Origin of the sequence: Streptomyces sp. NBC_01433, from assembly GCF_026340105.1 — a bacterium.
Taxonomy (GTDB): Bacteria; Actinomycetota; Actinomycetes; order Streptomycetales; family Streptomycetaceae; genus Streptomyces.
Genome location: NZ_JAPEPM010000001.1, coordinates 3,163,516 through 3,188,473 on the forward strand (window position 1 = coordinate 3,163,516; position 24,958 = coordinate 3,188,473).

Below are 24,958 nucleotides of genomic sequence, written 5' to 3' on the forward strand. Positions count from 1 at the left end.
GGCCGCCCCACGCCAGAACGTTTATCGACCGACCCCGGACCGACCGAATGCTGCCCTGCGGAGTTGCCTGATGTCTATGCGTGGCCGTCTCCTCGTCCCCCGAATGCCCAGGCATACGGGAGGCGCCATTGTGCTGGGCCTGGCCCTCGCCCTCACGGCGGGCGCGGCCCAGGCTCTGCCCGCACCGCCGGAGGAGGCCCGGCTCCCGGGCCTCACTGCCGACGAATCCGCCCCGGTCCGGGGCAAGGACGCAAGGGCGGCGTCGCGTCCCCACGACCCCGCGAAGAAGGCGGCAACCAAGCGGCTCGGCGCCGTCACCTGGCCGAAGCGGGGCAGCACGGAGATCGCCGTCTCCACGGCGCCGCCTCTCCTCGCGGGCCGCGCGGCAGGAGCCTCGCCCTCCGCAGTCGCTCTGCCCGGAGGCATACCGATCTCCGTCGCCCCGGCCGGGGCGAGGCCGAAGCCCGCTTCCGGGCCGGCGCCGACAAAGGTGAAGGTCTCGTCCCTCGGCCACCGGGCCGCCCAGGAATGGGGAAGCGCGGCCCTCCTCACGGTGGAGCGTTCCGACGGGCGCGAGAAGTCCGGGGACGTCGAACTGACCCTGAACTACTCGGCGTTCGCCGATGGAGCCGGAGGCGCCTACGGTTCGCGACTTCAGCTGATGGAGCTGCCTGCCTGCGCGGCCACCGCCGGTCCGGGCAGTGGTTCGTGCAAGGCCACGCCCAAGCCTCTCCGGTTCGAGAACAACAACGGCGAGCAGACGCTGACCGCGCGTGTCGCCGCGGCTCCGGCGGCGGCGGACGGCAGCACCGCCGTGTACGCGGTCGCGGCCGGTGACTCCTCGTCCAAGGGGGACTACAAGGCCACCAGCCTCGCGCCCTCCGCGAGTTGGTCCGTGGCGTCGTCCTCCGGCGGTTTCTCCTGGGATTATCCCCTGCGGGCGGTTCCCACTCCGGGTGGGCTGACGCCCTCGGTGGGGATCGGTTACTCCTCCCAGTCCGCGGACGGGCGAACCGCGGCGACCAACAACCAGGGGTCGTGGATCGGTGAGGGCTTCTCCTACGAGCCGGGATTCATCGAGCGGGCCTACAAGCCGTGTTCCGAGGACGGTCACGAGACTTCGGCGGAACAGTGCTGGGCCTTCGACAACGCCACGATCATGCTCAACGGCATGTCCGGCCAGCTCCTCCAGGATGACAAGACCAAGAAGTGGCACCTTTCCTCGGACAGCGGGGCCAGGATCGAGAAGACCGACGCGGCCTCCGCCGGCTACGCCGTGGACAACGGCGACAACGACGGGGAGCACTGGAAGCTCACCACCACGGACGGCACCGAGTACCACTTCGGCCGCAACAAGCTCCCCGGCTGGACCACGGGCAACGAGCAGACGAATTCCACCTGGACCGCACCCGTCTTCGGCGACGACTCCGGCGAGCCCTGCTACAAGGCCACGTTCGCCAGCGCCCACTGCCAGCAGGCATGGCGGTGGAACCTCGACTACGTCAAGGATGTACACGGCAACGTCATGTCCTACTACTACGGGGCGGAGAAGAACCGCTACGCCCTGAATGGCAAGACCGACGTCAACGGCACCGAGTACGACCGTGGTGGCTACCTCAAGCGCATCGACTACGGCCAGCGCGACGGCGCGGTGTACACGGCCAAGGCCCCGGCTCGCATCGAGTTCGAGACGAAGGAGCGCTGCCTGCCCGACGCCGACTTCGACTGTGCTGAAAGCAAGTTCACCGTGGCCAACGCCGCACGCTGGCCGGACACTCCGGTCGACCGGTACTGCAAGGCTGCCACGAAGTGTTCCCTCGCCCAGTCCAGTCAGACGTTCTTCACGACGAAGCGGCTCGTGGGTGTCACCACCCGGATGAGTACGGGCACTGGGGCGGCCGACTACAAAGATGTGGATGCCTGGACGTTCATCCACTTCTTCACTGACAACGGCGACCAGACGAAGACGCTCTGGCTCTCCAAGATCGACCACGAGGGCCGGGCGAACCACCTGGGTCAGGGCAGTGCCCCGGTCAAGTTGCCATCCGTAGTTCTCCGGGGCGTCCACCTGAAGAACCGCGTCGACAGCGACACCGACAATACGGATGCCATCCACCGGTATCGCATGATATCCGTGCTGAGTGAGACCGGTGCCCAGCTGGACGTCACCTACGCCGACGCCGACTGCACGGCGTCCGCGTTGCCCAAGCCCGGGGAGTCCACCAAGCGGTGCTACCCGGTCGTCTGGGCCCCGCCCGGAACCATAGAGCCCCGTACGGACTGGTTCCACAAGTACGTCGTCAAACAGGTCGAGGAGACGGACCGTACCGGCGGTGCGGTGGATCGGGTCACCCGGTACGACTACCAGGGGAACGCCGGCTGGCGGCACGGCGAACCGGACGGAATCACCGATGAGAAGTTCCTGACCTGGGGACAGTGGCAGGGCTACGGAAAGGTCTCCGTCACCAGCGGTGACCGCCAATCCATGAAGTCGCGCATCGACTACACGTATCTCCAGGGCCTGGACGGCGACAAGACGTCCGGTGGGGGAACCCGGTCCGAGAAGGTCAAGGACTCGACCGGTGTCGAGTACACCGGCCACAAGGAGTTCACGGGCTTCGAGATCGAAGCCCAGACGTTCAACGCCGGCAAGGTGGTCTCCAAGTCCCTCACCGAACCCTGGAAGCACGACACGGCCACTCAGACCCGGTCCTGGCTGACGAGTCACGCGACCATCGTCAAAGCCAAGTCCGGCAGGGGCTACACCGCGCTGTCCGGAGGTACGTGGCGCACCACGAAGTCCGTGTCGTACTTCGACCTCTACAGTCCCAACGTCCGGTTGAACCGGACCGAGAACTTCGGGGACCTCGCCACCGACGAGGACGACACCTGTACCCGGCTCTGGTACGCGGACAATGCCGGACTGAACCTGTACGAACTCCCCTCGCGCAGCGAGGCCGTCACCGTGGACTGCTCGGCGACTCCTGACCGCAAGACCGCTGTGCTGGCCGACGAGCGAACGCTCTACGACGATGGGGTGTTCGGCGCGGCGCCGGTACGGGGCCTTCCCACCCAGACGGAGCGCCTCACCTCGCACAACGGGACCACAGGCACCTATCAGGTGACCGGGACCACGCAATTCGACGCGTTCGGCCGTCCCACATATCAGGAGAACGCCGAGAAGTACTGGACCCGGACCACATACACCGACGTCAACGGGCTGATCTCCAAGACCAAGGTCACCAATACGCTCACGCAGTCCACCACGACCGACTTCGCTCCCGCCTGGGGCTCGTCGACAGGCCAGACGGACCCCAACGGCAAGCGCACCGACCTCGCGTACGACGCCCTGGGCCGCCTGACCTCCGTGTGGCTGGCGGACCGGCCGAAGTCGCAGACGCCGAGCATCAAGTACTCGTACAACGTCCGTCAGGACAAGGCGGTCGTGGTCAAGACCGAGAAGCTCGACAACGACTACACGTACGGGGCCGAGTACCAGTTCTACGACAGCCTGCTGAGGCCGCGCCAGCTCCAGACCCAAGGTGCGGGCGGTTCCCGGATGGTCGGTGACGTCTTCTACGACGGCTCGGGCAACATCAGGAAGACGAACGCCACTTACAACGCCGCCAAGCCTGCCAACGATGAACTGCTCATCGTGGGCGACGGCGAGGTCGACGCCCAGTCGGTCACCGAGTACGACGGCCTGGGCCGCACCACCGCGGACATATTCCAGGTCGCCGGCGTCGAGCAGTGGCGTACCAGCACGGTGTACGAGGGAGACCGTACCCATGTCGACCCGCCCGTCGGCCAAGCGCCGACGACATCGTTGACCGACGCGTCCGGCCGGCTCACGGAGCTGCGGAAGTACCACGGTTCCGCCCCCGATCCGTCCGGCCCGGGTACGCAGTACGACGCGACGAACTACACGTACACCAAGGCCGGACTGCTGGAGACCGTCACCGACTCCCAGACGAACATCTGGCGGTACGAATACGACCAGCTCGGCCGCAGGACGGTGGCCATCGACCCGGACGCCGGCAAGACGACGACGGAATATGACGGTCTCGACCGGCCGGTGGTGACGGTCGACGCCCGCAACAACAAGGTCTCCACCGTCTACGACGGGCTGAGTCGGCCGCTCTCCACGTGGTCCGGAGACGCGCTGAGCGGCACGAAGCTGACCGAGACCAAGTACGACAAGCCCGGATGGGTCGGCTACGCCTGGGCGTCCTACCGGTACACCAGCCCGACGGAGTCGTACGCGTCGGTGATCCAGGGCATGGACTCCCTCTACCGGCCGGAGAAGACGGCGTACACCGTTCCCGATTCGGAAGGAGCGCTCGCCGGAGCGTACGTCTTCACCACCACGTACAACAAGGACGGAACGGTCCAGGGCCAGGGCATGCCCGGGGCCGGAGCCCTGACGGGTGAGGCCATCGCCTACACCTACGACGAACTGCAACGCCCGGTGTCCATGAAGGGCAAGACCCCATATGTAGCGGACACCGAGTACACGAAGACAAGCGCACTGTTGGGCCTGGTTCTTTCGACCGGCCAGGGCAAAGACGTCCAGCAGTCGTACGACTACGAGCGTGGCACGGGCCGCATGACTGCGGCGAAGCTGAACGTTCAGGACGCGGGACCGGTCAGATATTCCCAGTACAGCTACGACCAGGCCGGAAACGTCCTGGCGATCTCGGACAAGGCAGGGGCGTCCCCGGACGTTCAGTGCTTCGCGTACGACGGGGGACAGCGGCTGACGGAAGCCTGGACGCCGTCGGCCACGGAAGCCGAGGCGACGGGTTCGGGTACCAAGGGCAGTGAGCTCGACGCAGGCACTCCGGCGGCATGTACGGCGGCGCCGGGCGAGAAGAGCCTCGGCGGACCGGCTCCGTACTGGAAGTCCTACGAGACCGACGCCATAGGCAACCGTACGAAGGACGTCACCCATGACGTCGGCGGGGACGCGACCCGGAACGTCACGCGCCACTTCACGTACGGAGAAAACGGCGCGGGTCCGCATGCGGTGACCAAGGTGGTGGAGAACACCCCCACCGGCGACCGGCAGTCCACCTTCGGCTACGACGACTCCGGCAACACCGTCAAGCGGACCATCGGCGGGAACCCCCAGGATCTGGAATGGGACGGCAGCGGTGACCTGATCAAGTCCACGGAGGCGAACGGCGACGAGACCGGATACGTCTACGGTGCCGACGGCAACCGTGTCCTGAGGCGCGACGCCAAGGCGACCACTGTTTACCTCCCCGGCATGGAACTGCGCCTCGCCAAGGGCTCCACCACGGTCGAGGCCACCCGGTACTACAGCTATGCCGGCCAGACGATAGCCGTCCGCCAGAACAACAACGAGCTGTCGTTCCTCGCCTCCGACCACCATGGCACCGGCGAGTTCGCGATCAACGCGACCACGGGCGCGGTGACCCAGCGGCGCTTCGATCCGTATGGGGTGGCGCGTGCGGAGCCGACCGGGGCATGGCCCGGTGAGAAGGGATTCGTCGGCGGCACGATCGACGAGCAGACCGGACTGACACATCTGGGAGCGCGCGAATACTCCCCGGATATCGGGAAGTTCATCTCCGTCGACCCGGTGATCGACTACACGCGGCCCGAGCAGATGAACGCGTACAGCTACGCGCACAACTCGCCGGTGACACTGTCCGACCCGGACGGGCTTTTGCCTTGCGCGCCGGGCGTAGGACCATTCGGGAACTCATGCGGCAACCCGTGCGGTATGTACTGTTCGGGAGGCTCCGCCGAGGCAGAGGCGGAGGTGACGACCGCCCAGGGCAATGAGAACGCCGCCAAGGCCCAGCAGGGGCAGGCGAAGCAGCGGATCAAGCAGACCGCCAAGGCCCTGGTCAAGATCGTCAGAGACCTGATCGGCGTTGATGCGGCACTGGACTGTTTCTCCAGCGGCGACATGGGGGCATGCGGCGAGACGCTGCTGAACGTGGCGGGGAGCTTCGCGGGAGGCCTGGCCGGCAAGGTCCTGGCCAAGTACGGCGTTCCCTGGAACTGGAACAAGGGCTACAAGCTCGCCAAACGGGTGGTCGGTCTGGTCGACGACCTCATCGGCGGTGTCAAGGACCTGATCAAGTCGTCCAAGGCGGTCGGCAAGGCCCAGGAGGCTCTGGCCGTTGCCAGGGCCAAGGCCAAGGCCGCGCTGGGCAAGATGAAGAAGGACCCAGGGTCCTGCGTGGTCCCGAACCACAGCTTCCTGCCGGGCACCATGGTCCTGTTGGCCGATGGCTCGAAGAAACCGATCGAAAAGGTTGCACTCGGTGACCTGGTCGTCGTCACGGACCCGGAGACGGGCGAGACGACGACCCGCGAAGTCGTCGCCACCATCGTCACCGAGGACGACAAGCACTTCGTCGACCTGACGATCGCGCCGGACAAGGGCGCGGAGGCCACCCTCATCTCCACCACGACCCACCCGTTCTGGGTCGAGTCGGAGAAGGCATGGATCGAAGCCGGTGACCTGAAGCCGGCCATGGAACTCCGGACGGCCCAAGGCGACACGGCGAGTGTCGAGGGCATCCGGCGCTTCGACGAGCTGCAGCGCACGTATGACCTGACTGTGAGTGACGTCCACACGTACTATGTGCTGGCGGGGCAGACGCCGGTCCTCGTTCATAACGTAAACGAAGACACTCTCTGCAATTTGACCCTCGGGCCCAACTTGAAGGGGCAGAAGGCCGAGGGGGTTACCGCTGAGCGTGGAGACACCGTTCTTGCCCATGAGCAGAGAATGGTCAACGAGTTCGGGAATCGGAATGGTTGTGCTGCTTGCGGTGCCGAGAAGTCTGGCTACAAGGATGGGCACTGGACTGGTGACCACAACCCGCCGAATAAGCTCTCCCCGAATGGTCCATGGACTCTGTATCCGCACTGCAAGGCGTGTTCCAAGCAGCAGGGTGGAATCGTGCGAACGCTAATCAAGGAGTACTACGACTTCCCGGCGTGGAAGCCGAGACAATAGGTGGATTCAATGATGCTTTTCGCCTCGTGCACGACAAGATTCGCGCACGGTCTGGTTGTTGCTGCCGCACCCGAGAGCGCCGACAACCACGCAGGCTGGGACGCGGCTGCTGATGTGGTGCACGGTGGTCCGGACTCCTTGTTCATCGCGGTGCAGCAAGCTGCCAGTGGTCCGGTGTCAGTCCAATGTGTGCAGGGGCCTTACCAGCCGAGTGGAAAGGTTCTTGTGTACTCAGGGAATCTAACTCTCCCCAAGGCATCCCTCGAAATTTCGGATCCGAATGAATCGGTGAGACTGCTGATTCCAGTTCCGAATGTAGAGAATCGGGTCGACGTCTACGGAGACGGAACCGATGAGCCTGATGAGGTAGTCATCGTTCTGACGGGCGATGAGTCGTGGTGATCCACAAGCTCTTAGGGAGGGGCTCTATCCGATAAGTCGGACGGCGCGATATCTTCTCTTCTCTGCGTGACGCCCTTCGTCTTTGCATAGCGGTGAATCGCCCTCTCTCAGAGCGCAAGAAGCCCCGCCGGAATTTCTTTCCGGCGGGGCTTCTTGGTCGTTTGACGGCAACGTTGACGGCAACGTCAGCGGACGACGGCTGCTGCGGGCGGGTCGTCAGGGTCGTCGTCCTGGGCAGCGAAGGCGTTGCCGAGGCTGTCGATGGCTTGGCGTTGGAGGCGGAGTCGGACGTGGGCGTAGACGCCGGCGGTGACGCCGATGTGTGCGTGGCCCAACAGCTCCTTGATGACGACGAGGTCGACGCCTTGTTCCAGGAGCAGGGTGGCGGTCGAGTGGCGGAGGTCGTGGAAGCGGATGCGGCGGAGTCCGGCCCGGTTGAGGAAGCTGCGGAAGCGGCGGGTGAGGTTGGCCGGGTCGAGAGGCCGTCCGGTCGGCGTGGTGAAGACGAGGCCACTGTCCTTCCAAACTGACTTTGCTGTCTCTCGCTCCTTGTCCTGCCGTTCCTGGTGCTTCTTGAGGGAGTGGAGGCATTCGGTGGGGAGGGCGATTCGGCGTTCGGACGCGCGGGTTTTGGTGGGCAGGTGCGTGAGGCCGCCGGTGCGGGTGCGCTGGAGCGAGTGGCGGATGCTGGCCGTTCCGGTGGTGAGGTCGAGGTCTTCCCAGTGGAGGCCGAGGAGTTCGCCTTTGCGGAGTCCGGTGCGGAGGGCGAGTTCGTACAGCGCGTGGAGCCGGTCGGCGCGGGCTGCGTCGAGGAACTGGCGAGCCTCGGCCGCCGTGAGCGGACGGAAGCGCCTGGGCTGGTGCGTGGTGGTCTTGACGTTGCGGGCGACGTTGCGCGGCAGCTCGTCTTCGCAGACGGCGTGTTCCAGTGCCGACTTGAGGACCGAGTGCACGTAGGTCACGGTCAAGGGGGACAGCCGCTTCTGGCAGCACTCGCCGCCCGCGCAGCACTTCTTCAGTGCGGTGTCGAGTCCCTGGGTGCAGCACTGGCAGGTGGTGCGGAGCCGGTCGAGGAAGGTGCGTACGTCCTTGGCGGTGAGACGTGCGATCTTTTTGGTGCCGAGGCCGGGGATGAGGTGGAGGCGGACGCAGGTGGCGTAGCGGGTGTGGGTGTTCTCGCGGAGCCGGTGGACGGCGACGCTGCCCAGCCAGTAGGTGAGGTACCCGCCGACGGTGCTGTCGGCGGTGGCGACGGGCAGGCCGCGGTTGCTGTCAGCAATCTTCTCGGCGAGTTTGTCGGCGGCTTCCCTCCGCGTGCTGCCGTAGACGCGGACGCGCTTGCGGGTGCCGTCGACGGCGAGGACGTAGCTGGCGGCTTCCCAGCGGCCGTCCTTGCGCTGGTAGATGGTGCCTTCGCCGTTGGCGCGGGCCTTCTTGCGCTTGGGGGCGGTCATCGGGCGGCCTCTTCCAGGTGGTGCTGGACGTAGTCAGCGAGGGCGTGGGCGGGGATGCGGCGGGCGCGGCCGATGGTCAGGGAGGCCAGGCGGCGGGTGCGCAGGAGGTCGTAGAGGGCGGAGCGGCCGATCTTGAGGCCGGCCATTGCCTCGGGGACGGTGAGGAGTTCGTCGTCACGCACGAGTCGCTACCTCCTGTTCGCCCGTCGGGCCACCTCCGATGAGTGCGGCGAGGCGTTCGAGGTCGGGGGTGAGGCCGGTGCCGTCGTAGGCCCAGTGGGCGAGGACGAGGGTGGTCGGGGAGGGCGGCGGGGTGTGGCGGCGATGCCAGGCGGCTCGGGCGGCCCGGAGCGCGCTGAGGGTGGTGGAGTAGGCGCGGGTCTTGGCGGAGAAGTGGCCGCGGAAGCCGAGCATGTGGGCCCACTTGCGCAGGTTCAGGTGCTTGAGATCGTCGCGGGTACCGAGGGCCCAGGCGGTGCGGATCATGCGGGCGGCGTGCTCGGGTACCGACTCGAACCAGAGGTCGGTGATCCTCTTCAGCCGGTGGTCGAGGGTGCCGGTCGCGGCTTCGGTGCCCTTGGTGGCGTACTTGGCGACGTATCCGGCGACCTTGCCCTCGGTGATCGTGGTCCCGCCCTGGAAGGCCGTGGACCGGATGATCCTGGTGTCGATCTGCTCGCCGAAGACGAAGGCGCGGGCCCGGCCGTTGGCCTCCGGCCCGTCGATGCGGGCGCGGGTGGCCGAGATCCGAATGGCATCGGCCAGCAGGTCGGGTGTGGCCCAGGCGGGCGGCGGGGTGCAGGGGCCTGCGGGGCCGTCGAGGCGGATGACAGCGTGGAAGTGGATCAGTCCGCGCTGCTGGTACTCGGCGACCTTGGCGTACGAGACCCGGACGACCTTGGAGAGCAGCCGCTGAGGGACACCAGCTGCGGCGGCGATGGTGCAACGCAGGTGGAGCATGAAGCGGGCCCACAGGGCCGGGGCATGGGCGTTCCACAGCACGGCGCCGGTGTAGTTGTAGCGCTCCGGGTCGAGCGCGGTGCCGAGGAGCGGGTCGCCCTTGGTGTGGGTGCGTCCGCAACGGCAGCGGGCGGAGCCGCCCACGCGTCGCCCGTGCACGGGTCCGTATGACGGTGCGGTGAGGGTGGCGAAGACACGGGGATGGGTGGCGACCTGTTCGGGGATGTTCTTGCCGCCGCGCAGGCCGGCGGCGATGAGGTGGTAGGTGTCCTGACGGTAGAGCTCGGCGCAGGAGGGGCAGCGGGTGCTGCGGCGGTTGCCGCAGCGGACCAGCAGGTGCCCGGCGGGAAGTTCCTTGGACTTCAGTTCGCGCAGGATCTCGCCGGTGAAGGAGTCGTCATCGATGCGCTGGCCTTCGAGGCGGACCGGCTGGGCGCAGCCACCCAGGGAGGACAGCTGCCGTACCAGGCCGAGCAGGTCCCGGTACCCGGTGAACGTGGGTAGCGCGGCCGTGGCGGGTTCGGGGCGGGGGATTGTGGTGGTCGGGTCGTGCGGTGGCATGCTGGCGGGACCTCTCTGCACTGCGGCACACACGTGTGCCGTGGATGGATGGGAGGGAGGCCCCGGCAGGGGCGAGGGTTTGGCGACTACACGCCCTTGCCGGGGATCACTGCGAAACGGGACCAGGAGGCGGCGGTCACGCGGCCTTGTCCAGGTCGACGCGGTCGGGCAGGTCGCGGACCTTGAGCCCTTCGGCGCACATGAGGTCGTTGATCTGCCAGCAGGCTTCGGTGGGCAGGTAGACCGAGCGCAGCCGGACGGGGGTGCGCATGTCGCCGATGGAGGCGATGGAGACGCCCTGGGGCATGGTGCGGTCGGCGGCGGTGATGTCCAGTTCCCGGCCGTCGGGGAAGAGGTGCAGGAAGTCCTCGACGGTGTCGACGCGGTGGCAGATCCGGGCGGACAGGTTGGTGCGTACGGCGGTGGTGAGCACGTCGGCGGAGGACTTCTGGGTGAGCAGCCACAGCCGTATGCCGAACTTGGCGCCCTGGCTGGCGATGGCCAGCAGCTCGGCCTCGAAGCGTTCGCGGGCCTTGCGGTCGGGGTGCCGGGTGTAGTTCGCCACCTCGTCGATCACCACAAGCAGCAGCGGCAGCTCGGGGCTGAACACGGTGATGCGGTCGGTGCGTCCGGACCAGAAGAGCCTCTCCCGGCGCTGCATCTCCTCGCGCACCCAGCGCAGGATCTCGGTGGGCTCGTCTGGGTGGACGGCGTCGGAGACCTTGTAGGCGGTACGCCACCAGGGCGCGACCGCACCGAGGTTGGGATCGATCACGATCAGCCGCACGTCCCGCATGAGCGAGGCGTAGGCGAGGAGGGTGTTGACGGTGATCGATTTGCCGGAGCGGGTGAGGCCGGCGACCAGGGCGTGGGCGGAGTAGGCGAGGTTGAGCACGATGGAGGTGCCGTCTTCGTCCCAGCCGAGCAGCACGTCATCGGTGGAGACGAACTGCCCCGGTCGGCAGACGGGGGAGCCGTCCGGGCCGAGGAGTGGTGAGCGGATCACCGCCTCCAGCGGCTCACGGCGGAAGCCGCGCGCGACGATCATTCCGGGCTTGGGCTGGCTGATCCGGATGCGGCGCATGCCCCAGGCGTCGCACAGGCCCTCGCCGGCGTCCTGCCAGGCGCTGAGCCCGACCTGCGGCAGGGCATCGGCGGTGACGGTGACGCCGAAGGCGTCGGCGCGGGTGCGTAGGCGCGGCACCAGCACGCGCGGCTTGGCGGGTTGGTCCTGCGGGCCGTACTGCTGGAGCACGGTCGGGGTGGCGTCCTTGACTGCTAGGCCGAGCATCGGGGCGAGCCGCTTCCAGCCCCACCGCAGCTGCCGCGCCTGCCGCAGGCTGACCCGGGTCTCGGCATCGGCCCGGTACCAGCGGGCGAAGCAGAACGCGGCCCAGCCCAGCAGCCCGAGCGCGCCGAGGCCGACCATGGCCAGGAGCACAAGGCCGAGGGAGTTGCCGGGCATCAGGCGCCCGCCTTGGCGGTGATGGCCTCGGCGCGCAGGGAGATGCCGTGCCGGTCCTTGCCGTTGATCTCGTTCTCCCAGGCCGAGGCGACCAGGCCGGTGAAGGCGACCGGCAGGCCGACCTTCAGGCCCTTGCCGAGGCCCGGCTCCGGGATTTTCACGGTGATCACTTCGGCTCGGCCGTTGAAGGCGAACATCACGTCCACCAGGTGCAGGTGGGCGCCGGTGGCCCGGTCGATCGAGGGCTGCTGGCCTTCACGGTCCTTGAAGTGCGGCCGGGACTCGGAGGCCAGGATCAGCAGTGCCTGGGACTGGTCGATGGGCATGGTCTTCACGGCAAACCTCCAGGCAGAGGGGCGCGTGTCACCCGTGTGGGTGATCGCGTGCCGTAACCATACATTCATTCCATCCGAAGTCTATCCCTATTGAGTTCCATCCATTCTTGGGGTGGTCCATCCATTAGGCGGCTACTCTGACCCCGTGAGGCCGCTGAGCTGGTGAAACACGACAGGCAGCGAGCGGCCTGCGGCTGGTGGAATCGGACTGGGACCAGGGATGGGCATGGCTGCTGCTGACGAAGCGCGCTTGACGTTCGAACGCATCGCGGACGACCTGCGGCAGCAGATCCGGGACGGCGAACTGCGGCCCGGCCAGCTCCTGCCGACGCAGAGCCAGCTCATGCAGACCTACAAGGCATCGAGCCTGACCGTGCAAAAGGCGATCCGGCTGCTCAGGAACGAGGGCTGGGTCATCGCCCGCCAGGGGCGCGGCACGTTCGTCACGCGCTCGGCCGACTTCGAGGACGCCTTCGAGAAGGTCGCAGGAGACCTCCAGCAGCAGATCTACTCCGGCGCTCTGGCCCCCGGCGCCAGACTGCCCGCGCGCGAGGTCTTGGCGGAGCACTACGCGGTGCCGCTCAACGTGGTCACCAACGCCATCGCCCTGCTGGCCGGCAACTTCCTCTTGCGCTATCCCGGCGAACTGCCCGGCGATGAGGTCTACGTACGCGACTGGGACGACCACGGCTTCGCCACCCAGCTCACCCACGGCCGCCTGGTCCGCAAGATCAGAGACGGATCACTGGCCAGGGGCACCACGGTCACCGTGGACGACGTGGTCGACACGATCGGCGGCGACCCGGAATCCGCAGACCAGGCCCTGACCTTCCTCACCCTGGAGGGAAGGATGAAGAAGGCCCATCAGCGGAACGGTTCGATGGCGTATGTCGTCGTGGGAGGCGAGTTCGGCACAGAGGTACCGGTAGCGGTGCAGCCGGTGGACGAGTCGGACGAACTGTCGACTGCCCCGCAGGAGGAGTTCCCGGGGGCGGCCGGAGTAGCGGATCTCGCCTACAAGCTGGAACGAGCCCTGGAGCGGATCGAGGAGCTGGAGGAACGTGTCGAACGTCTCGAAGGCCGCGACGCCAACTGAGGCGGGCGCGTGAACGACGGCGTCCCCGAAGGCCGCAGGCCGGCTTCCGGGGATGCTTCGTGTGGATCGGTCAGGGCTGGTACTCGTAGCCGATGGTGAACCGGGTCGGCAGGCACCATTCCCCGTACTCGATGATCCCTTCCACGTCCGACCAGCGGTGGGCGCCGGCCAGGATCGGGGAGCCGACCGGCAGCCCCAGTGCGCTCGCCTCTCGGGCGTCGGCTGGGCGGGCGTGCATGTCGTCGCGGGCGTGGGTGATCGTGCGCCCGGTGGCTTCCAGAACCCGGGCGGACAGTCCGTGATTGCGGCCCGGGGCCGTGTTCAGCAGATCCGGCACGAGGGCGGCGAACGGGGCCGGGTACCAGGTCACCGCGAACACGGTCCGGGTCTTTCCCCGGCCCGCCAGCCACTCGCGCCGCACCACCTGATCCCCGGCCTCCAGGTCGAAGATCTCCGCCACATACAACGGCGGGGTGATCAGTTCGGCAGCCGTCACCCGGCTCGTCTCGCCCTCGGCCAGGAACGACTTCACCCGCTGGACCCGAGCCAGCCGGTCCCGCGCCGACAGCGTCCAGCGAGGGTCGTCGGCGACGTAGGTGCCCCTGGGGGTGGTGCGGATGAAGTTCTCCACCTGGAGAGCCTGCAAGGCCCGCGAGACCGTGGCGGCTGCGGCCTGCCACTGGCCGGCGATCTCCCGGTTCGTCGGCAGCTTGGCGCCGGGCTCAAGCTCTCCCGACAGGATGCGCTCCCGGAAGTGATCCGCGATCTTCGTGAACGTCTTGGGACTGGGCATAAGGCGTGCCCCTCCGTTGAGTTGACGTGGTGTCAGTGGGAGCACACTAGTGCACTGTGAACCGTAGCGGGAGTGCTTCGGCCACTCAAATACTGAACTAGAGCACCGACCTGTCAAGAGGTCGGCCATGTGACGTTTGAGAGGTGGCGATGTGCAGTGACGGAGCCGACCAGGTACTCGACCCCGCCAGTTGAACTCCCCTTGCGCTTGGAGCTGGAGCCGGTACCCGTTGAGGGCTGTGCGGGGTGCGCGGAGCTGGCCAACGTGCGCGACCGGGCTCGTGTGGTCGGAGACATGACCACCGTCAGCGACTGCAACGTCTACATGCGACGCCACCCGGAGGGCCACCAATGAGCCCCCGCGCTGTATACCGGCACGTCGTTCACACCATCCGCCACGCGCCCGAAGGCGGCATCACCTACGAGGCGTTCTGCACCGCTGCTAACTACTGAGCCGAATCCGGACCCCATGCCGAGCAGGAAGCCGCACAGGACTGGGCACTCCGCCATACCGGACGCACCGGCCACGACCTGTTCAGACGCGTCTTCACCGACCACGCCAAGGTCACCCGAGCCGAGTAGAGCCCCACCGACAACCCGAACAGGACCCACACGCCGCAGACCATCACGCCAGGTCAGCAGCCCAGCCGAACGCTCGACCGACAGCCAGGGCGTACCGCCGAAGCGGGATGCGTCCAAACTTTCTCTACGTCTTCAAGGCGACCCGCTGGCGCGGGTCGCGCCCGCTCTCGGCTCCGCCACCGCGGGCCGGCCAGCGACCAGGCCGCGCGGAATCGCGCAGCGGACCACCGGAAGCGCAGGGGAAGCCGGACGCGCCCGCATGGCGAACGCCAGGCCGACGGCGAGGCGACGGCGGGGAGTGGGCCGGGGCGCAGGCCCGGAGGTGGGGTCGGTCGGCTCCGTGGGCTTTACCCACCTCCCCGGGCCGGGGCCCGCGTCGGGCAAGGCCAGGGGGCCACTCGTTCAAATTCCGGGCAGGATCACGACCTGCCCGAGTTGCCGGGCCAGCGTACGGCCCCCTGACCATGCCCGACCCCAACCCGGGCAGGACACCGGCCAAAGCCCACTCCACCGCCCTCACGCGCGCAGCCGTCTGACGGCAACGCCGACGGCAACAGAGGCGCACAGCACGGCACTTCCACGCACACCCACGAACAGGCCGGAATTCGCTGACCAGCGAAAATGCAGGTGACGCCCGCCGGGCGAGCACACGTACTATGTGGTCGCGGGCGAGACACCGGTCCTGGTCCACAATTGTGGCGGCCAGGTGGAATACGGTGGCAATGAACTGAGTCAGGCCGCCATACAGGAACGGCTGAAGACGGGAAACAAGTCCAATAATTTTGCGGCGGTGAGGTACACCGATACGGATGGGGTTTCGCAGATTGCGGTCGCAGTCTCCTCGAAGGGTCTGGGCAACCACGCAGAGCGTAAACTTCTCCGAGAGTACGGGGACTCGATCACTGAAGCCTATTCAGAATTCCAGCCGTGTACTGGGACGAACAAATGTCGCAGTAGGCTAGCCGAGGCCGGCATACCAACGACTTGGACTTGGGGTTGGACCACTTCAGCTGAGGGCGCTGCCGCAAGGTCCGCCAAGGGTAAAGCGGTGACTTCAATGTTCAGGGATGCCATATCGGGTAACTGGTAAGGTAGTTCAATATTGCGGTTGGCCCGTCATTCATCTGAGTGGCGGGCCAACCGCGTAGCTATGAGAATGGAGACGGGCACCGATGGCTAACCACCGCTATTCAATCGAATATGTCGCATGTGTGAGGAACTCCGCTGCGCGTGATTACCTTTCCTCGGTCGGGCTACCTGTCGAGCATGTCCTTTTTTCGGCTTCGGAAGCTGCTGGTGGTGGCGGTTCCGAGAACGCTGAGGGCCGCGACCTTCTGAAATTGGGATCTGGAGGGGATGGCGATGACGCGTACTGCATTGACTGCGAAACCGGAGAGGTGCTCTACCGTGGCGGCGATGATCCGTCTCTATTTTCTGTGAATTCATCACCACAGAAGCTGTCTGAATGCTTGAGCGTATTCGAGATTGAAACCGCTCGGTCCGCAGGCGAAGACGATCCGGAAACCCTGGAAGAACTTGCGGATCTGCTGGGGAGGTCACTCGGGGAGATTGATCCGTCAGCACTACAGGACGATCCAGGTTTTTGGCGTTCAATTCTCTTCGATGTGGCAATCGGCGACTATATGGATGATGAATCGTAACCTCCTTGAGGTCGCGTACTCGCACCCTTAGGCGACGAAGTCGACTGCTACCGCTGCCGCAACCAAGATGACCTGCGATTCGTTAATATCGGCGAACTCATTACCTGCCGGAACATGCATAGGAATTTTGTTCAGATCCACCATGAGGTCGGCGTTCGAATAGCAGGAGAATGGTTTGCGCGGGTCAATTCCCGATGGGCGTGCACCTGGCACAGGCTTGGGCCCCTCCGTGAGAATTCGGAGGGGCCCAAGTGGTCTTTGACGGCAGTAGTTGACGGCAACGTCAGCGGACAAGGGGTACGCCTGACGGCGGGGCGTCACCGGCGTCAGGTTGGTTGGCAGTCTCGGAGGGGTTGTGGAGAGTACGGCCGAGGAGGTCGATGGCGTCGCGTTGGAGGCGGAGTCTGACGTGGGCGTAGACCGTGGCGGTGACGCCGATGTGGGCGTGGCCGAGGAGTTCTTTGATCACGACGAGGTCGACGCCTTGTTCCAGGAGCAGGGTGGCCGTCGAGTGGCGCAGGTCATGGAAGCGGGTGCGGCGGAGCCCGGCCCGGTTGAGGAGGGCGCGGAAGCTGCGATTGAGGTTCGCCGGATCGATCGACCCTCCTGCCGGTGTGCTGAAGACGAGGTCGTTGTCCCTCCAGTCCTCCGCTGCCGCCTCACGTTTTCCTTCCTGCACTTCACGGTGTTCCTTGAACGAGTGGATGCACTCGCTCGGGAGGGCGATGCGGCGTTCGGATGCACGGGTCTTGGTGGGCAGGGCGGTCAGCCCGCCGGTCTGGGTGCGCTGGAGGGTACGGCGGATGCTGGCGGTGCCCTTCTGGAGGTCGAGGTCTTCCCAATGGAGGCCGAGGAGTTCGCCCTTGCGGAGTCCGGTGCGGAGGGCGAGTTCGTACAGCGCGAACAGGCGGTCATCGCGGACAGCAGCGAGGAACTGGCGGGCTTCGTCTGCCGTGAGTGGTTCGAACCGACGGGGGCGGGGCGTACCCGTGCGGACGTTGCGGGCGACATTGCGCGTGATCTCCCCCTCTCGGACGGCGTGCTCCAAGGCGGACTTGAGGACAGAGTGGATGTACGCCAGCGTCAGCGGGGAAGGCCGCTTGGAGCAGCACACTCCGGCGGCGCAGCAACGGGCCTGATCACGGCGGGCATCAATGTTGCGTGCGCAGCACTGGCAGGTGGTGCGGACCTGGTTGAGCCAGGTGCGGACGTCCTTGGCGGTGAGCTTGGCGAGTTTCTTCTTGCCCAGGCCGGGGATGAGGTGCTGGTGGACGCAGGCGGTGTAGCGGGTGTGGGTGTTCTCGCGGAGCTGGTGGACGGCGACCGCCTCCAGCCAATACGTCAGGTAGGCACTGACACTGCCCTGTGCGGAGGGCACGGGGACGCCGCGGTTGCTGGAGACGATCTTCTCGGTGAGCTTGGCCAGGGCTTCCGTGCGGGTGGTGCCGTAGACGCGGATGCGCTTGCGGGTGTTGCCCGGGGCGAGGACGTAGCCGGCGGCTTCCCAGCGTCCGTCTTTGCGCTGGTAGACGTTCCCGTCGCCGTTGGCGCGGACGCGGCGGGAGGGGCTGGGGTCGCGGGGCGTGGTCATCAGGCGGCTTCCTGGTCGAGTCGGGTGCGGATGAAGTCGGTGATCGCGCGGGTGGGGATGCGGCGGGCGCGGCCGAGGGTGATCGAGGCGAGCTGCCGTGTCCGGAGCAGGTCGTAGACAGCGGAGCTGCCGAGCTGGAGACGTGCCATGACCTGGGGGACGGTCAGCAGTTCCTGAGACGTACTCGGCGCCGGGTGGGGCGGGGTGGGCTGGTACGAGGTCATCAGCAGCTCCCTTCTGCTGCGAACTGCCGTTCCAGTTCTGTGCGGTGCCATACGCCAGCAGCGAGGAGTCCGGCGCCGGGGCTGTAGCCCGAGCCGTGGTAGGCCCAGTGGCCGACGACGAGGGTTGTCGTCGGGTCGGGCTCGGGCAGGCCGGCTTGGGTGCGGGCCTGCTCAGTGCGCCAGGCGCGGCCGGGCGTCGCGCAGCGCGCCGAGGGTGACGGAGTAGCAGCGGGACTTGGTGGAGAAGTGGCCGCGGAAGCCGAGCATGTGCGCCCACTTCCAGAGCTTCAGGTGTGCGAACTCCGGCAGCTTGCCCAGCTCCCAGCAGGTGCGGATCATCTGCCGCACGTGACGGGCGACCGCGAGCCGGGGCAGGGGCCGGGCCTGTCCGGTGCCCTTGCAGGCGGTGCATGGGAGCGGGGTTCCGTGGGGCAGGAGGGTGGCGCCGCGTCCCTGGCAGGGGCGGCAGTACAAGGCACGGTCGAGGGTGCCGGAGGCGTCGGCGGACTTGGTGGCGTACTTCGCCACGTAGGCGGCGACGGCCTGGTCGGTCAGTTCGGCGTCGGTGCCGAAGGCAGCGATCTCGCGTACGTCGAGCTGCTCGCCCCAGGAGAGTTCGCGTTCCCCGATCGCGTCCGACACGACGGTTACACGGACGCGGGCGGCAGCAGCCCGGCTGGCGTCGGTGAGCAGGTCGATGGTGGCGGACGGCGGTGGGGGCTGGGTGCTTCCGTTTGGGCCGTCGAGCCGGATGACGGCGTGGAAGTGGACCAGGCCGCGCTTCTGGTACTCGGCGACCTTGGCGAAGGAGACCCGCAGGACGGCACGGGCGGCCTTTTGGGTGAGGCCGAGCCGGGCAGCGATCTCGCGGCGCAGGTAGATCGTGAAGCGGGCCCACAGAGCGGGGGCGTGGGCGTTGAACAGGACCGCGCCGGCGTAGTCGTACGTCTTCGGGTTCAGGGGTGTGCCCAGCAGGGCGTCAGTGGGTTCGTGGAGCTTGCGGCAGCGGCAGGGGCGGGGGCCGCAGTCGGTGTTGGTGGGGCGGTTGTGGACGGGGCCGAAGGAGGGGGCGGTGAGGGTGGCGAAGACGCGGGGGTGGGTGCGGACGGTGTCGGGGACGGTCTTGCCGCCGGTCAGGCCGGCGCGGATGAGGTGGTAGGTGTCGGCGGCGTAGAGGCGGGAGCAGGCCGGGCAGCGGGAGGCGCGGCGGTTGCCGTCGGCCTTGATTTTGCAGACTCCAAGGAGATCGATATTGCCGCGAGTGTCGTCATTGGGGAATCCGCGTGCACAGCAGTGGTTGCAATTCGGGCCAATCTCGGCGAGGCAGTCAGAGGCCTGATTGAACGGGAACTCCTCCTACATGAAGAGAGTGTTGACGGCGTTGAGCTGAGGGCGGTCATCAGATTTCTTGAGACGGCCGTGAAGAATCTAGAAAACTTGGCCGATCCGCTCAAGTTGCTGGCGCAACGCCACGCCTAGCGTGTCCAAGCCGCGAAACGTCCGCAGGGGCAGGTCAGCCCGCCTGGCGGCAGGGGCTGACCGCAGCGTTGACGGACGATCTGCCACCTGACATCGGATCGCTTTCGACGTCGGCCTCACCGGCGGTCTTCAGGTGCTGGTAGGCGGCGACCCGAGGGGCGGATGGGCGAAGCTGTTCAAAGCCTCTTTACTGGATCAAGGCGACCCGCTGACGCGGACCGCGCGCACTCCGGCCCCTCGGGGCCGCCGCCCGCTCCTGTCTCCGCCCCGCACGACGGTGTACTTGTATGCGAAGAAGGGTCCAGGGTCCTGCGTGGTCCCGAACCACAGCTTCCTGCCGGGCACCATGGTCCTGTTGGCCGATGGCTCGAAGAAACCGATCGAAAAGGTTGCACTCGGTGACCTGGTCGTCGTCACGGACCCGGAGACGGGCGAGACGACGACCCGCGAAGTCGTCGCCACCATCGTCACCGAGGACGACAAGCACTTCGTCGACCTGACGATCGCGCCGGACAAGGGCGCGGAGGTCACCCTCATCTCCACCACGACCCACCCGTTCTGGGTCGAGTCGGAGAAGGCATGGATCGAAGCCGGTGACCTGAAGCCGGGCATGGAACTCCGGACGGCCCAAGGCGACACGGCGAGTGTCGAGGGCATCCGGCGCTTCGACGAGCTGCAGCGCACGTATGACCTGACTGTGAGTGACGTCCACACGTACTAGGCGGTCGCGGGCGAGACACCGGTCCTGGTTCACAATACAAATTGCGGCCCGGCTCTGAAGGATTTGCAGAAGGACTACCCTCGGCGCACAGTGGGAATCCTTGATATCGGGAACGACCAGCTTCCGATGATCAGTGGTCCAGGTGGGCAGTCAGGGCTCCTCAAGAATCTTCCGGGCAGGACAAAGGCCAACGGCGAGCATGTGGAGACGCATGCAGCAGCGTTCTTTCGCGTGAACCCAGGCATCAGAAAGGCCGTGCTCTACATCGACTACCCGACGGGGGCGTGTCCAACATGCCGAAGTACCTTGCCTGGCATGTTGCCCGAGGGTGCTCAGTTGTGGGTCATCTCGCCACGGAAGACTGAGAAATTTGTGGGACTTCCTGACTGATTCGGGAAAGTGATCGGCGGCCGATCCGGATGGATCGGCCGCCGAGTCATTTTCTGGATACCTACCAGGGGAGCGGCTCATCGGTTGTGTATTCTTGAACGCCGGAGCAGGAACGCCACTTGATTCCTGGGACTTTCTCCGCCCATGCGAGATCATTCGGCACAACCGCTGCCAGGGTGATGTCATGACGCGCCCCGGGACCATCGCTTGGGTGGATGAGAGCCAGCCAACTCTCACCGGAGAGGATGCGTGAATCGCGGGCAGGCCAGTTCCATGCAGGGAAGGGGAACTCGCGGCTCCCCTCCTGAGACCAGAGCCAATCTACTTGCACTCCTTGCGCGACTTTCGTTGCAGGAGCGCCCAGAATTGCCTCTAGGACTGTGGCGTGAATCAAGAACTCTGAGAGCCGCTCGCCGGTGCGCTTCCAGGGGTTCGGCTCGTCAGATGGTTCTCGCTCGTACACGGAGTGATCTTCGTCGTTCGGGTCGAATGCCCAAACCCAAGTTCCTTGATTCTCGACCCAGAACGGAATCTTTCCTTCTTCTGCTGCGAGTTCAGGCAGAGGGATGGCGTAGTTGTGCGACGTGATCGCCCCGTCCCACTGGGCGTAGATTTCATGCCACTCAACAAGTTCCCTGGGTCTTTCGGGTGATTCGCTCAGTCTCGCATTGGGTGATGTCGGAGTGCCGTACCACCTCCGTAGAAAACGCAGCAGGCCGTGATTGTTCGTAGGGGCGAGATAGCTCATGTGAGCCATTATGCGCTATACGCCAAAGGTCGAGGTGGGTTGGTCTGCAAATTGCCACAGCAGAACGGGAGCCCCGTAGGTGGGGCTCCCGTGGGTCTTGACGGCAGTAGTTGATGGCAACGTCAGCGGACGATGGCGGTGCAAGGCGGCGATTCGTCGTCGGGCTCGCCGGTGATCTCGGCGGGGTTGCGGAGGACGTTACCAAGAAGGTCGATGGCGTCGAGTTGGAGGCGGAGCCGGACGTGGGTGTAGACGCCGATGTGGGCGAGGCCGAGGAACCCCTTGATCACGACGGGGCCGACGCCCTGTTCCGGGAGCAGGGTCGTGGTCAAGTGCCGGAGATCGTGGAAGCGGATCGTCCGGAGTTCCGCGCTGTGGAGGAGGCGGCGTTAGCAGCGGGTGAGGTTGGTGGGGTCGAGCGGCCTGCCGGTCGGGGTGGTGAAGACGAGGCCGCTGTTGCAGCAGAGCCGGGACGAGAGACTGCAGCCGCGGCCAGCTGCTGCCGTCGCAGGGCCAGCTCATGCAGACCTATGGTGCGTCGGGCACTGACCATGTAGAAGGCCGTACGCCTTCACATCGGGCGCGGCGGGCGATCCGATCGATGTGTCGACGTGGGAGTTCGCCTCGGTGGCGGTGATCGCCAACCTGACGCACAGGCTCGAACTCGCTCTGGAACAGATCGAGGAGCTGTACGAGCGCGTCGAGCGCCTGAAGCGCGGTGATCGCCCGGAATGCGACGGCGGCTGAAGAAGCCGCAGCGCACAAGACGTCCCCGAAAGCTGTGGCCTCCGGGGACTTCCTGTGCTGCCTCTTCTACGGCATCTCGTCGGCCTCGTCGTCACAGCCGTCGATGCCGTCGGGGTCGTCGTAGGCCAGTGTGGGCAGCCGGGCGCCTCGGCTCACCGAGATCCGGTGCACGTTGCCAAGAGCCTCGGTCAACTCGACGGCCAACAGGTGGAGTTCTCCGGGTGTCCAGGCGTGTCCGGCGAGGACCTGATGCGCTTCCTCGATGAGTTCACCGGCCAAGCCGAGCTGAGCCGCCTCCATGTTGTCGGCAAGGCGTGACAGAGGACCGGCCCCGTCTCCCGCGAGGTAGCACGGCTTTCCCTCCGGCCCCGCCCACGGCAACAGACGCACCGTATCCGTCAGGTTCACGCCGTCACCCCTGCCCTGTCTGCGAAGAAGGATGAGTGGTTGGCACTCCGGAGGCGGCCCGGAGCGGGCCTGGGAATCCGCAACAGCGGCTCGAAGATTTGGGCGATACAGTGCGGCATGTTGACGCTCCAATCGGCGTTGGCCATGCCCCCGGACCGTTCGCCCGGTCGCGGGGGTACTGACAAGACGTCAGCCTGCCGACCAGCAACGCAGGGCAGTTGCACCGAACAGTGCAACTTCGCGGGCTCGCGATGCGCTATATCCCGACCCACTCCGCGTACTGCGCCAGTGAGCTGTTCCGGGCCCGTTCGCGCCGCTTGAGCGCCAGCACGGTCTCTCGTACGGTCGGGTGGTAGCGCGTCTGCTGCGGCGCGGTCCGCCGGGCCCGTTGCAGGCAGTCCAGGGCCTGGTCCGAGTGGCCTGTCCAGGCGTGGGCGCGGCCGAGGTCCATCCAGTGGTGTCCGGCTCTCGAACGGGTCCAGCCGCGCGGAATCCGTACATCCTCGGCGAGTTCGATGGCGAGGCCGAACTCGTCCATCTCCGAGGCGATGGCCACCGCATGGACTCCGACGTTCACTGGCCCCCAGGTCACCCCGAAGTCGGGCAGTTCACCGGTCCTGCGGGCGATTGTGCGAGCCTCGGCCAGCCGGGCGTCCGCATGCTCCCGGTCCTTCATCCGACCCGCGATCACCGCAACCCGCAAGTGCATCACACCGCGCATGGCGTCGATGCCCGCCGGGCGGCGTGCGTCCTGGCCGTCGAGATCCCGTAGTGCCCGGTCGATCACCCGTACACCGATGTCGTACCGGCCGGATGACATCGTCGTCTGTGCGCGGAGGTAGGCGTGCATGGCAGCCAGGCCCGGCTCATCGGCACGTGGTGCCGTCCAGGCCAACCGGTCCAGTGCGACGGTGGCGAGGTCGATGTAGCCGAAGTTCCACGCCACGGTGAACACGCACCGGAAGGCGCCCGCCAGACACTCGTACGCCTGCCGTTGCTCTTCCCCGGTGGTTGTGTGAACGGTCTGTACCGACTCGTCGATCAAGGCGGGAAGGTCGCGCACCATATCTGTGTACTGGGCCTGGCGGCGCTGCACGAGGGCCTGCTGGACGTCGGCGCGGATGAGCGCGACTGGACGAGGCGGCGTCTCCCAGTCCAGGGCGACATCCCAGTTCTCCAGACCCTCACGGATCGGCTGTATCAACGCATCCATGCGGTCACGGCGCAGCTCTTCCGCGTACGGCTGCCCCAGCAGATCGGAGGTGGAGACACCCAGCGCGCGGGCGCAGGCAGCTACGAGAGCCGGGGAAGCAGGCTTCTGACCGCACTCAGCTTTCGACAGCAGCGACTTGGAGGTATGGGCGCGCATGGCCAGGCCCTGCTGTGTCAGGCCGCGCTGCTTACGGATGCGGGCGATCCGAGCGCCGGTGTGCTCCTCGGTGCTCTGCGGCACGATGAACTCCGTTCTGCGGCAACACTTCAGACGGTACCCCTGATCGGCGGCCCCCGATCAGACGAATGGTGATCGCCGCGGTGTCCCGGAACCCCCACCCGCTGGCGGGGTTCGCATCGGTCGTTCAGGTGGTGGCAGTGACGCCAGCTGCCGCTCTGCCAACAGGCCACGGCGGTGTACTCGTATGCGCTGATGGACGCCGGGGCGGAGCCGGCCCGCTTGTTGTGTGGGTACCCGGTCAACGAATCAGGTCATCAGCCCCATCCGAGTGCTCACCCGCTAGCCGTGATGTTTCACCGGAGACCGGCGCGCCGGTCGTCATCCGGCGCGCCAGTTCCACTACATGTGCGCGGGTGGTCGCGGTGTCCGCGGCCGGGCCCAGGATCAGGCGGGTGAGCTGGGGGAAGGCCGCAGGGAGTACCGCGATGCCCAGGAGCGCCAGGAAGGTGTGCGCGGCGCGGGGGTCGGTGGGGGTGGGGGTGTTCAGGGTCGCGGAGAGTTCGGTGACCATGTCCCCGTAGCGGGCGGTGCGTTGCTCCTCGGCGGGGAGGGTACCCGTGCCGTAGTGCAGGGCCTCCCACATCATCAGGCGGAGCAGGTGCGGGTTCTGCTGGTGGAGGTCGTAGATCCGGCCCGCGTACTCGGCCGGGTCGCCGGTGGGCAGGCCCAGGAGCGCCGCCTGTTCGGCCAGGGCCTCGGCGACGACCGCCGCGAAGAGCTTTTCCTTGCTGCCGAAGTAGCTGTAGATGCGTTCCTTGTTGGCGCCCGACTGCTCGGCGATGCGGCCGACGCGGGCGCCTCCCATCCCGTGAGTGGCGAATTCTTCCCTGGCCGCGGCCAGGAGGCGGGCGCGGGTTCCTACCGATTCGGCGTGCTGCGACATGGCACA

Annotated in this window: 20 protein-coding genes and 2 pseudogenes; 8 read left to right on the forward strand and 14 right to left on the reverse strand. The window is 66.6% G+C overall.

Annotation, left to right across the window (positions count from 1 at the left end; translation table 11 throughout):
- Nucleotides 1-103: 103 nt before the first annotated feature.
- Entirely contained in the window at nucleotides 104-7,000 is a 6,897-nt protein-coding gene (locus OG413_RS14265) for a polymorphic toxin-type HINT domain-containing protein (protein ID WP_266805664.1), read from the forward strand.
- Between the two features lie 587 nt (nucleotides 7,001-7,587).
- Here OG413_RS14265 and OG413_RS14270 read toward each other — a convergent pair.
- The 5 genes from OG413_RS14270 to OG413_RS14290 all read right to left on the reverse strand — a co-directional run bounded on the left by OG413_RS14270 (nucleotide 7,588) and on the right by OG413_RS14290 (nucleotide 12,168).
- Nucleotides 7,588-8,856, reverse strand: coding sequence for a site-specific integrase (locus OG413_RS14270; protein WP_266805666.1), 1,269 nt, complete (start codon nucleotides 8,854-8,856; stop codon nucleotides 7,588-7,590).
- The gene (locus OG413_RS14275; protein ID WP_266805668.1) at nucleotides 8,853-9,038 is read right to left on the reverse strand and encodes a helix-turn-helix domain-containing protein; all 186 of its coding nucleotides are present in this window, start codon (nucleotides 9,036-9,038) and stop codon (nucleotides 8,853-8,855) included. The genes OG413_RS14270 and OG413_RS14275 overlap by 4 nt, the downstream gene beginning before the upstream one ends.
- A complete protein-coding gene (locus OG413_RS14280; protein WP_266805670.1) occupies nucleotides 9,031-10,377 on the reverse strand; it encodes a replication initiator in 1,347 nt (448 codons plus the stop codon). The genes OG413_RS14275 and OG413_RS14280 overlap by 8 nt, the downstream gene beginning before the upstream one ends.
- A 136-nt stretch (nucleotides 10,378-10,513) precedes the next feature.
- Nucleotides 10,514-11,842: an FtsK/SpoIIIE domain-containing protein gene (locus OG413_RS14285; protein ID WP_266805672.1), complete on the reverse strand. Its 1,329-nt coding sequence runs from the start codon at nucleotides 11,840-11,842 to the stop codon at nucleotides 10,514-10,516.
- A complete protein-coding gene (locus tag OG413_RS14290; protein ID WP_266810139.1) occupies nucleotides 11,842-12,168 on the reverse strand; it encodes a hypothetical protein in 327 nt (108 codons plus the stop codon). The genes OG413_RS14285 and OG413_RS14290 overlap by 1 nt, the downstream gene beginning before the upstream one ends.
- Before the next feature lie 259 nt (nucleotides 12,169-12,427).
- On the opposite strand from OG413_RS14290, the gene OG413_RS14295 reads away from it, so the two are divergent.
- Entirely contained in the window at nucleotides 12,428-13,273 is an 846-nt protein-coding gene (locus OG413_RS14295) for a GntR family transcriptional regulator (protein ID WP_266805674.1), read from the forward strand.
- Nucleotides 13,274-13,343: 70 nt separating this feature from the next.
- On the opposite strand, the gene OG413_RS14300 is transcribed toward OG413_RS14295, so the two are convergent.
- Complete coding sequence (locus OG413_RS14300) at nucleotides 13,344-14,066, reverse strand: GntR family transcriptional regulator (protein ID WP_266805676.1); 723 nt, start codon at nucleotides 14,064-14,066, stop codon at nucleotides 13,344-13,346.
- Nucleotides 14,067-14,222: 156 nt separating this feature from the next.
- Between OG413_RS14300 and OG413_RS14305 the strand changes: the two genes are divergently transcribed.
- The 3 genes from OG413_RS14305 (at nucleotide 14,223) to OG413_RS14310 (ending at nucleotide 16,308) form a co-directional block, all read left to right on the forward strand.
- Nucleotides 14,223-14,420, forward strand: a complete 198-nt coding sequence (locus tag OG413_RS14305; RefSeq protein WP_037882410.1) for a hypothetical protein — start codon at nucleotides 14,223-14,225, stop codon at nucleotides 14,418-14,420.
- Nucleotides 14,421-15,353: 933 nt separating this feature from the next.
- Nucleotides 15,354-15,737 (forward strand): nucleic acid/nucleotide deaminase domain-containing protein, encoded by a 384-nt coding sequence (locus tag OG413_RS47115; protein ID WP_353962288.1) that lies wholly within the window; start codon nucleotides 15,354-15,356, stop codon nucleotides 15,735-15,737.
- Between the two features lie 82 nt (nucleotides 15,738-15,819).
- Entirely contained in the window at nucleotides 15,820-16,308 is a 489-nt protein-coding gene (locus OG413_RS14310) for an SUKH-4 family immunity protein (protein ID WP_266805681.1), read from the forward strand.
- 283 nt (nucleotides 16,309-16,591) lie between these two features.
- Here OG413_RS14310 and OG413_RS14315 read toward each other — a convergent pair whose 3' ends face one another.
- The 3 genes and pseudogenes from OG413_RS14315 to OG413_RS14325 all read right to left on the reverse strand — a co-directional run.
- On the reverse strand, nucleotides 16,592-17,899 hold the full coding sequence (locus OG413_RS14315; protein ID WP_266805683.1) for a site-specific integrase: 1,308 nt from the start codon (nucleotides 17,897-17,899) through the stop codon (nucleotides 16,592-16,594).
- Nucleotides 17,899-18,123: a helix-turn-helix domain-containing protein gene (locus tag OG413_RS14320; RefSeq protein WP_266805684.1), complete on the reverse strand. Its 225-nt coding sequence runs from the start codon at nucleotides 18,121-18,123 to the stop codon at nucleotides 17,899-17,901. The genes OG413_RS14315 and OG413_RS14320 overlap by 1 nt, the downstream gene beginning before the upstream one ends.
- Nucleotides 18,123-19,338, reverse strand: a pseudogene (locus OG413_RS14325) (replication initiator); the annotation flags it as partial. The pseudogene OG413_RS14325 and the gene OG413_RS14320, both read right to left, overlap by 1 nt.
- A 577-nt stretch (nucleotides 19,339-19,915) precedes the next feature.
- Between OG413_RS14325 and OG413_RS14330 the strand changes: the two are divergent.
- Nucleotides 19,916-20,323: a polymorphic toxin-type HINT domain-containing protein gene (locus OG413_RS14330; RefSeq protein ID WP_266805686.1), complete on the forward strand. Its 408-nt coding sequence runs from the start codon at nucleotides 19,916-19,918 to the stop codon at nucleotides 20,321-20,323.
- 126 nt (nucleotides 20,324-20,449) lie between these two features.
- Nucleotides 20,450-20,713: a DddA-like double-stranded DNA deaminase toxin gene (locus OG413_RS14335; RefSeq protein ID WP_266810141.1), complete on the forward strand. Its 264-nt coding sequence runs from the start codon at nucleotides 20,450-20,452 to the stop codon at nucleotides 20,711-20,713.
- Nucleotides 20,714-20,774: 61 nt separating this feature from the next.
- Here the strand turns inward: OG413_RS14335 and OG413_RS14340 are convergent, their stop codons facing one another.
- On the reverse strand, nucleotides 20,775-21,461 hold the full coding sequence (locus tag OG413_RS14340; RefSeq protein WP_266805688.1) for a hypothetical protein: 687 nt from the start codon (nucleotides 21,459-21,461) through the stop codon (nucleotides 20,775-20,777).
- A gap of 122 nt (nucleotides 21,462-21,583) precedes the next feature.
- Nucleotides 21,584-21,919: pseudogene (locus OG413_RS14345) on the reverse strand (hypothetical protein); the annotation flags it as partial.
- A gap of 145 nt (nucleotides 21,920-22,064) precedes the next feature.
- On the opposite strand from OG413_RS14345, the gene OG413_RS14350 reads away from it, so the two are divergent.
- Nucleotides 22,065-22,208, forward strand: coding sequence for a hypothetical protein (locus OG413_RS14350; protein WP_158074492.1), 144 nt, complete (start codon nucleotides 22,065-22,067; stop codon nucleotides 22,206-22,208).
- A gap of 66 nt (nucleotides 22,209-22,274) precedes the next feature.
- Here OG413_RS14350 and OG413_RS14355 read toward each other — a convergent pair whose 3' ends face one another.
- The 3 genes from OG413_RS14355 to OG413_RS14365 form a co-directional block, all read right to left on the reverse strand.
- Nucleotides 22,275-22,616 carry a hypothetical protein gene (locus OG413_RS14355; protein WP_266805690.1) on the reverse strand — a complete coding sequence of 114 codons (342 nt, stop codon included), beginning with the start codon at nucleotides 22,614-22,616 and terminating at the stop codon, nucleotides 22,275-22,277.
- A 256-nt stretch (nucleotides 22,617-22,872) separates the two neighbouring features.
- On the reverse strand, nucleotides 22,873-24,069 hold the full coding sequence (locus OG413_RS14360) for a helix-turn-helix domain-containing protein (RefSeq protein ID WP_266805692.1): 1,197 nt from the start codon (nucleotides 24,067-24,069) through the stop codon (nucleotides 22,873-22,875).
- A 238-nt stretch (nucleotides 24,070-24,307) separates the two neighbouring features.
- Nucleotides 24,308-24,952, reverse strand: coding sequence for a TetR family transcriptional regulator (locus OG413_RS14365; protein WP_266805694.1), 645 nt, complete (start codon nucleotides 24,950-24,952; stop codon nucleotides 24,308-24,310).
- Between the last annotated feature and the right edge of the window lie 6 nt (nucleotides 24,953-24,958).

Coding starts and splice junctions, on each gene's coding strand:
- OG413_RS14265 (WP_266805664.1), top strand. CDS start 104: ATGCCCAGGCATACGGGAGGCGCCATTGTGCTGGGCCTGGCCCTCGCC.
- OG413_RS14270 (WP_266805666.1), bottom strand. CDS start 8,856: ATGACCGCCCCCAAGCGCAAGAAGGCCCGCGCCAACGGCGAAGGCACC.
- OG413_RS14280 (WP_266805670.1), bottom strand. CDS start 10,377: ATGCCACCGCACGACCCGACCACCACAATCCCCCGCCCCGAACCCGCC.
- OG413_RS14285 (WP_266805672.1), bottom strand. CDS start 11,842: ATGCCCGGCAACTCCCTCGGCCTTGTGCTCCTGGCCATGGTCGGCCTC.
- OG413_RS14290 (WP_266810139.1), bottom strand. CDS start 12,168: ATGCCCATCGACCAGTCCCAGGCACTGCTGATCCTGGCCTCCGAGTCC.
- OG413_RS14300 (WP_266805676.1), bottom strand. CDS start 14,066: ATGCCCAGTCCCAAGACGTTCACGAAGATCGCGGATCACTTCCGGGAG.
- OG413_RS14310 (WP_266805681.1), top strand. CDS start 15,820: ATGGCTAACCACCGCTATTCAATCGAATATGTCGCATGTGTGAGGAAC.
- OG413_RS14315 (WP_266805683.1), bottom strand. CDS start 17,899: ATGACCACGCCCCGCGACCCCAGCCCCTCCCGCCGCGTCCGCGCCAAC.
- OG413_RS14320 (WP_266805684.1), bottom strand. CDS start 18,123: ATGACCTCGTACCAGCCCACCCCGCCCCACCCGGCGCCGAGTACGTCT.
- OG413_RS14335 (WP_266810141.1), top strand. CDS start 20,450: ATGATCAGTGGTCCAGGTGGGCAGTCAGGGCTCCTCAAGAATCTTCCG.
- OG413_RS14340 (WP_266805688.1), bottom strand. CDS start 21,461: ATGAGCTATCTCGCCCCTACGAACAATCACGGCCTGCTGCGTTTTCTA.
- OG413_RS14365 (WP_266805694.1), bottom strand. CDS start 24,952: ATGTCGCAGCACGCCGAATCGGTAGGAACCCGCGCCCGCCTCCTGGCC.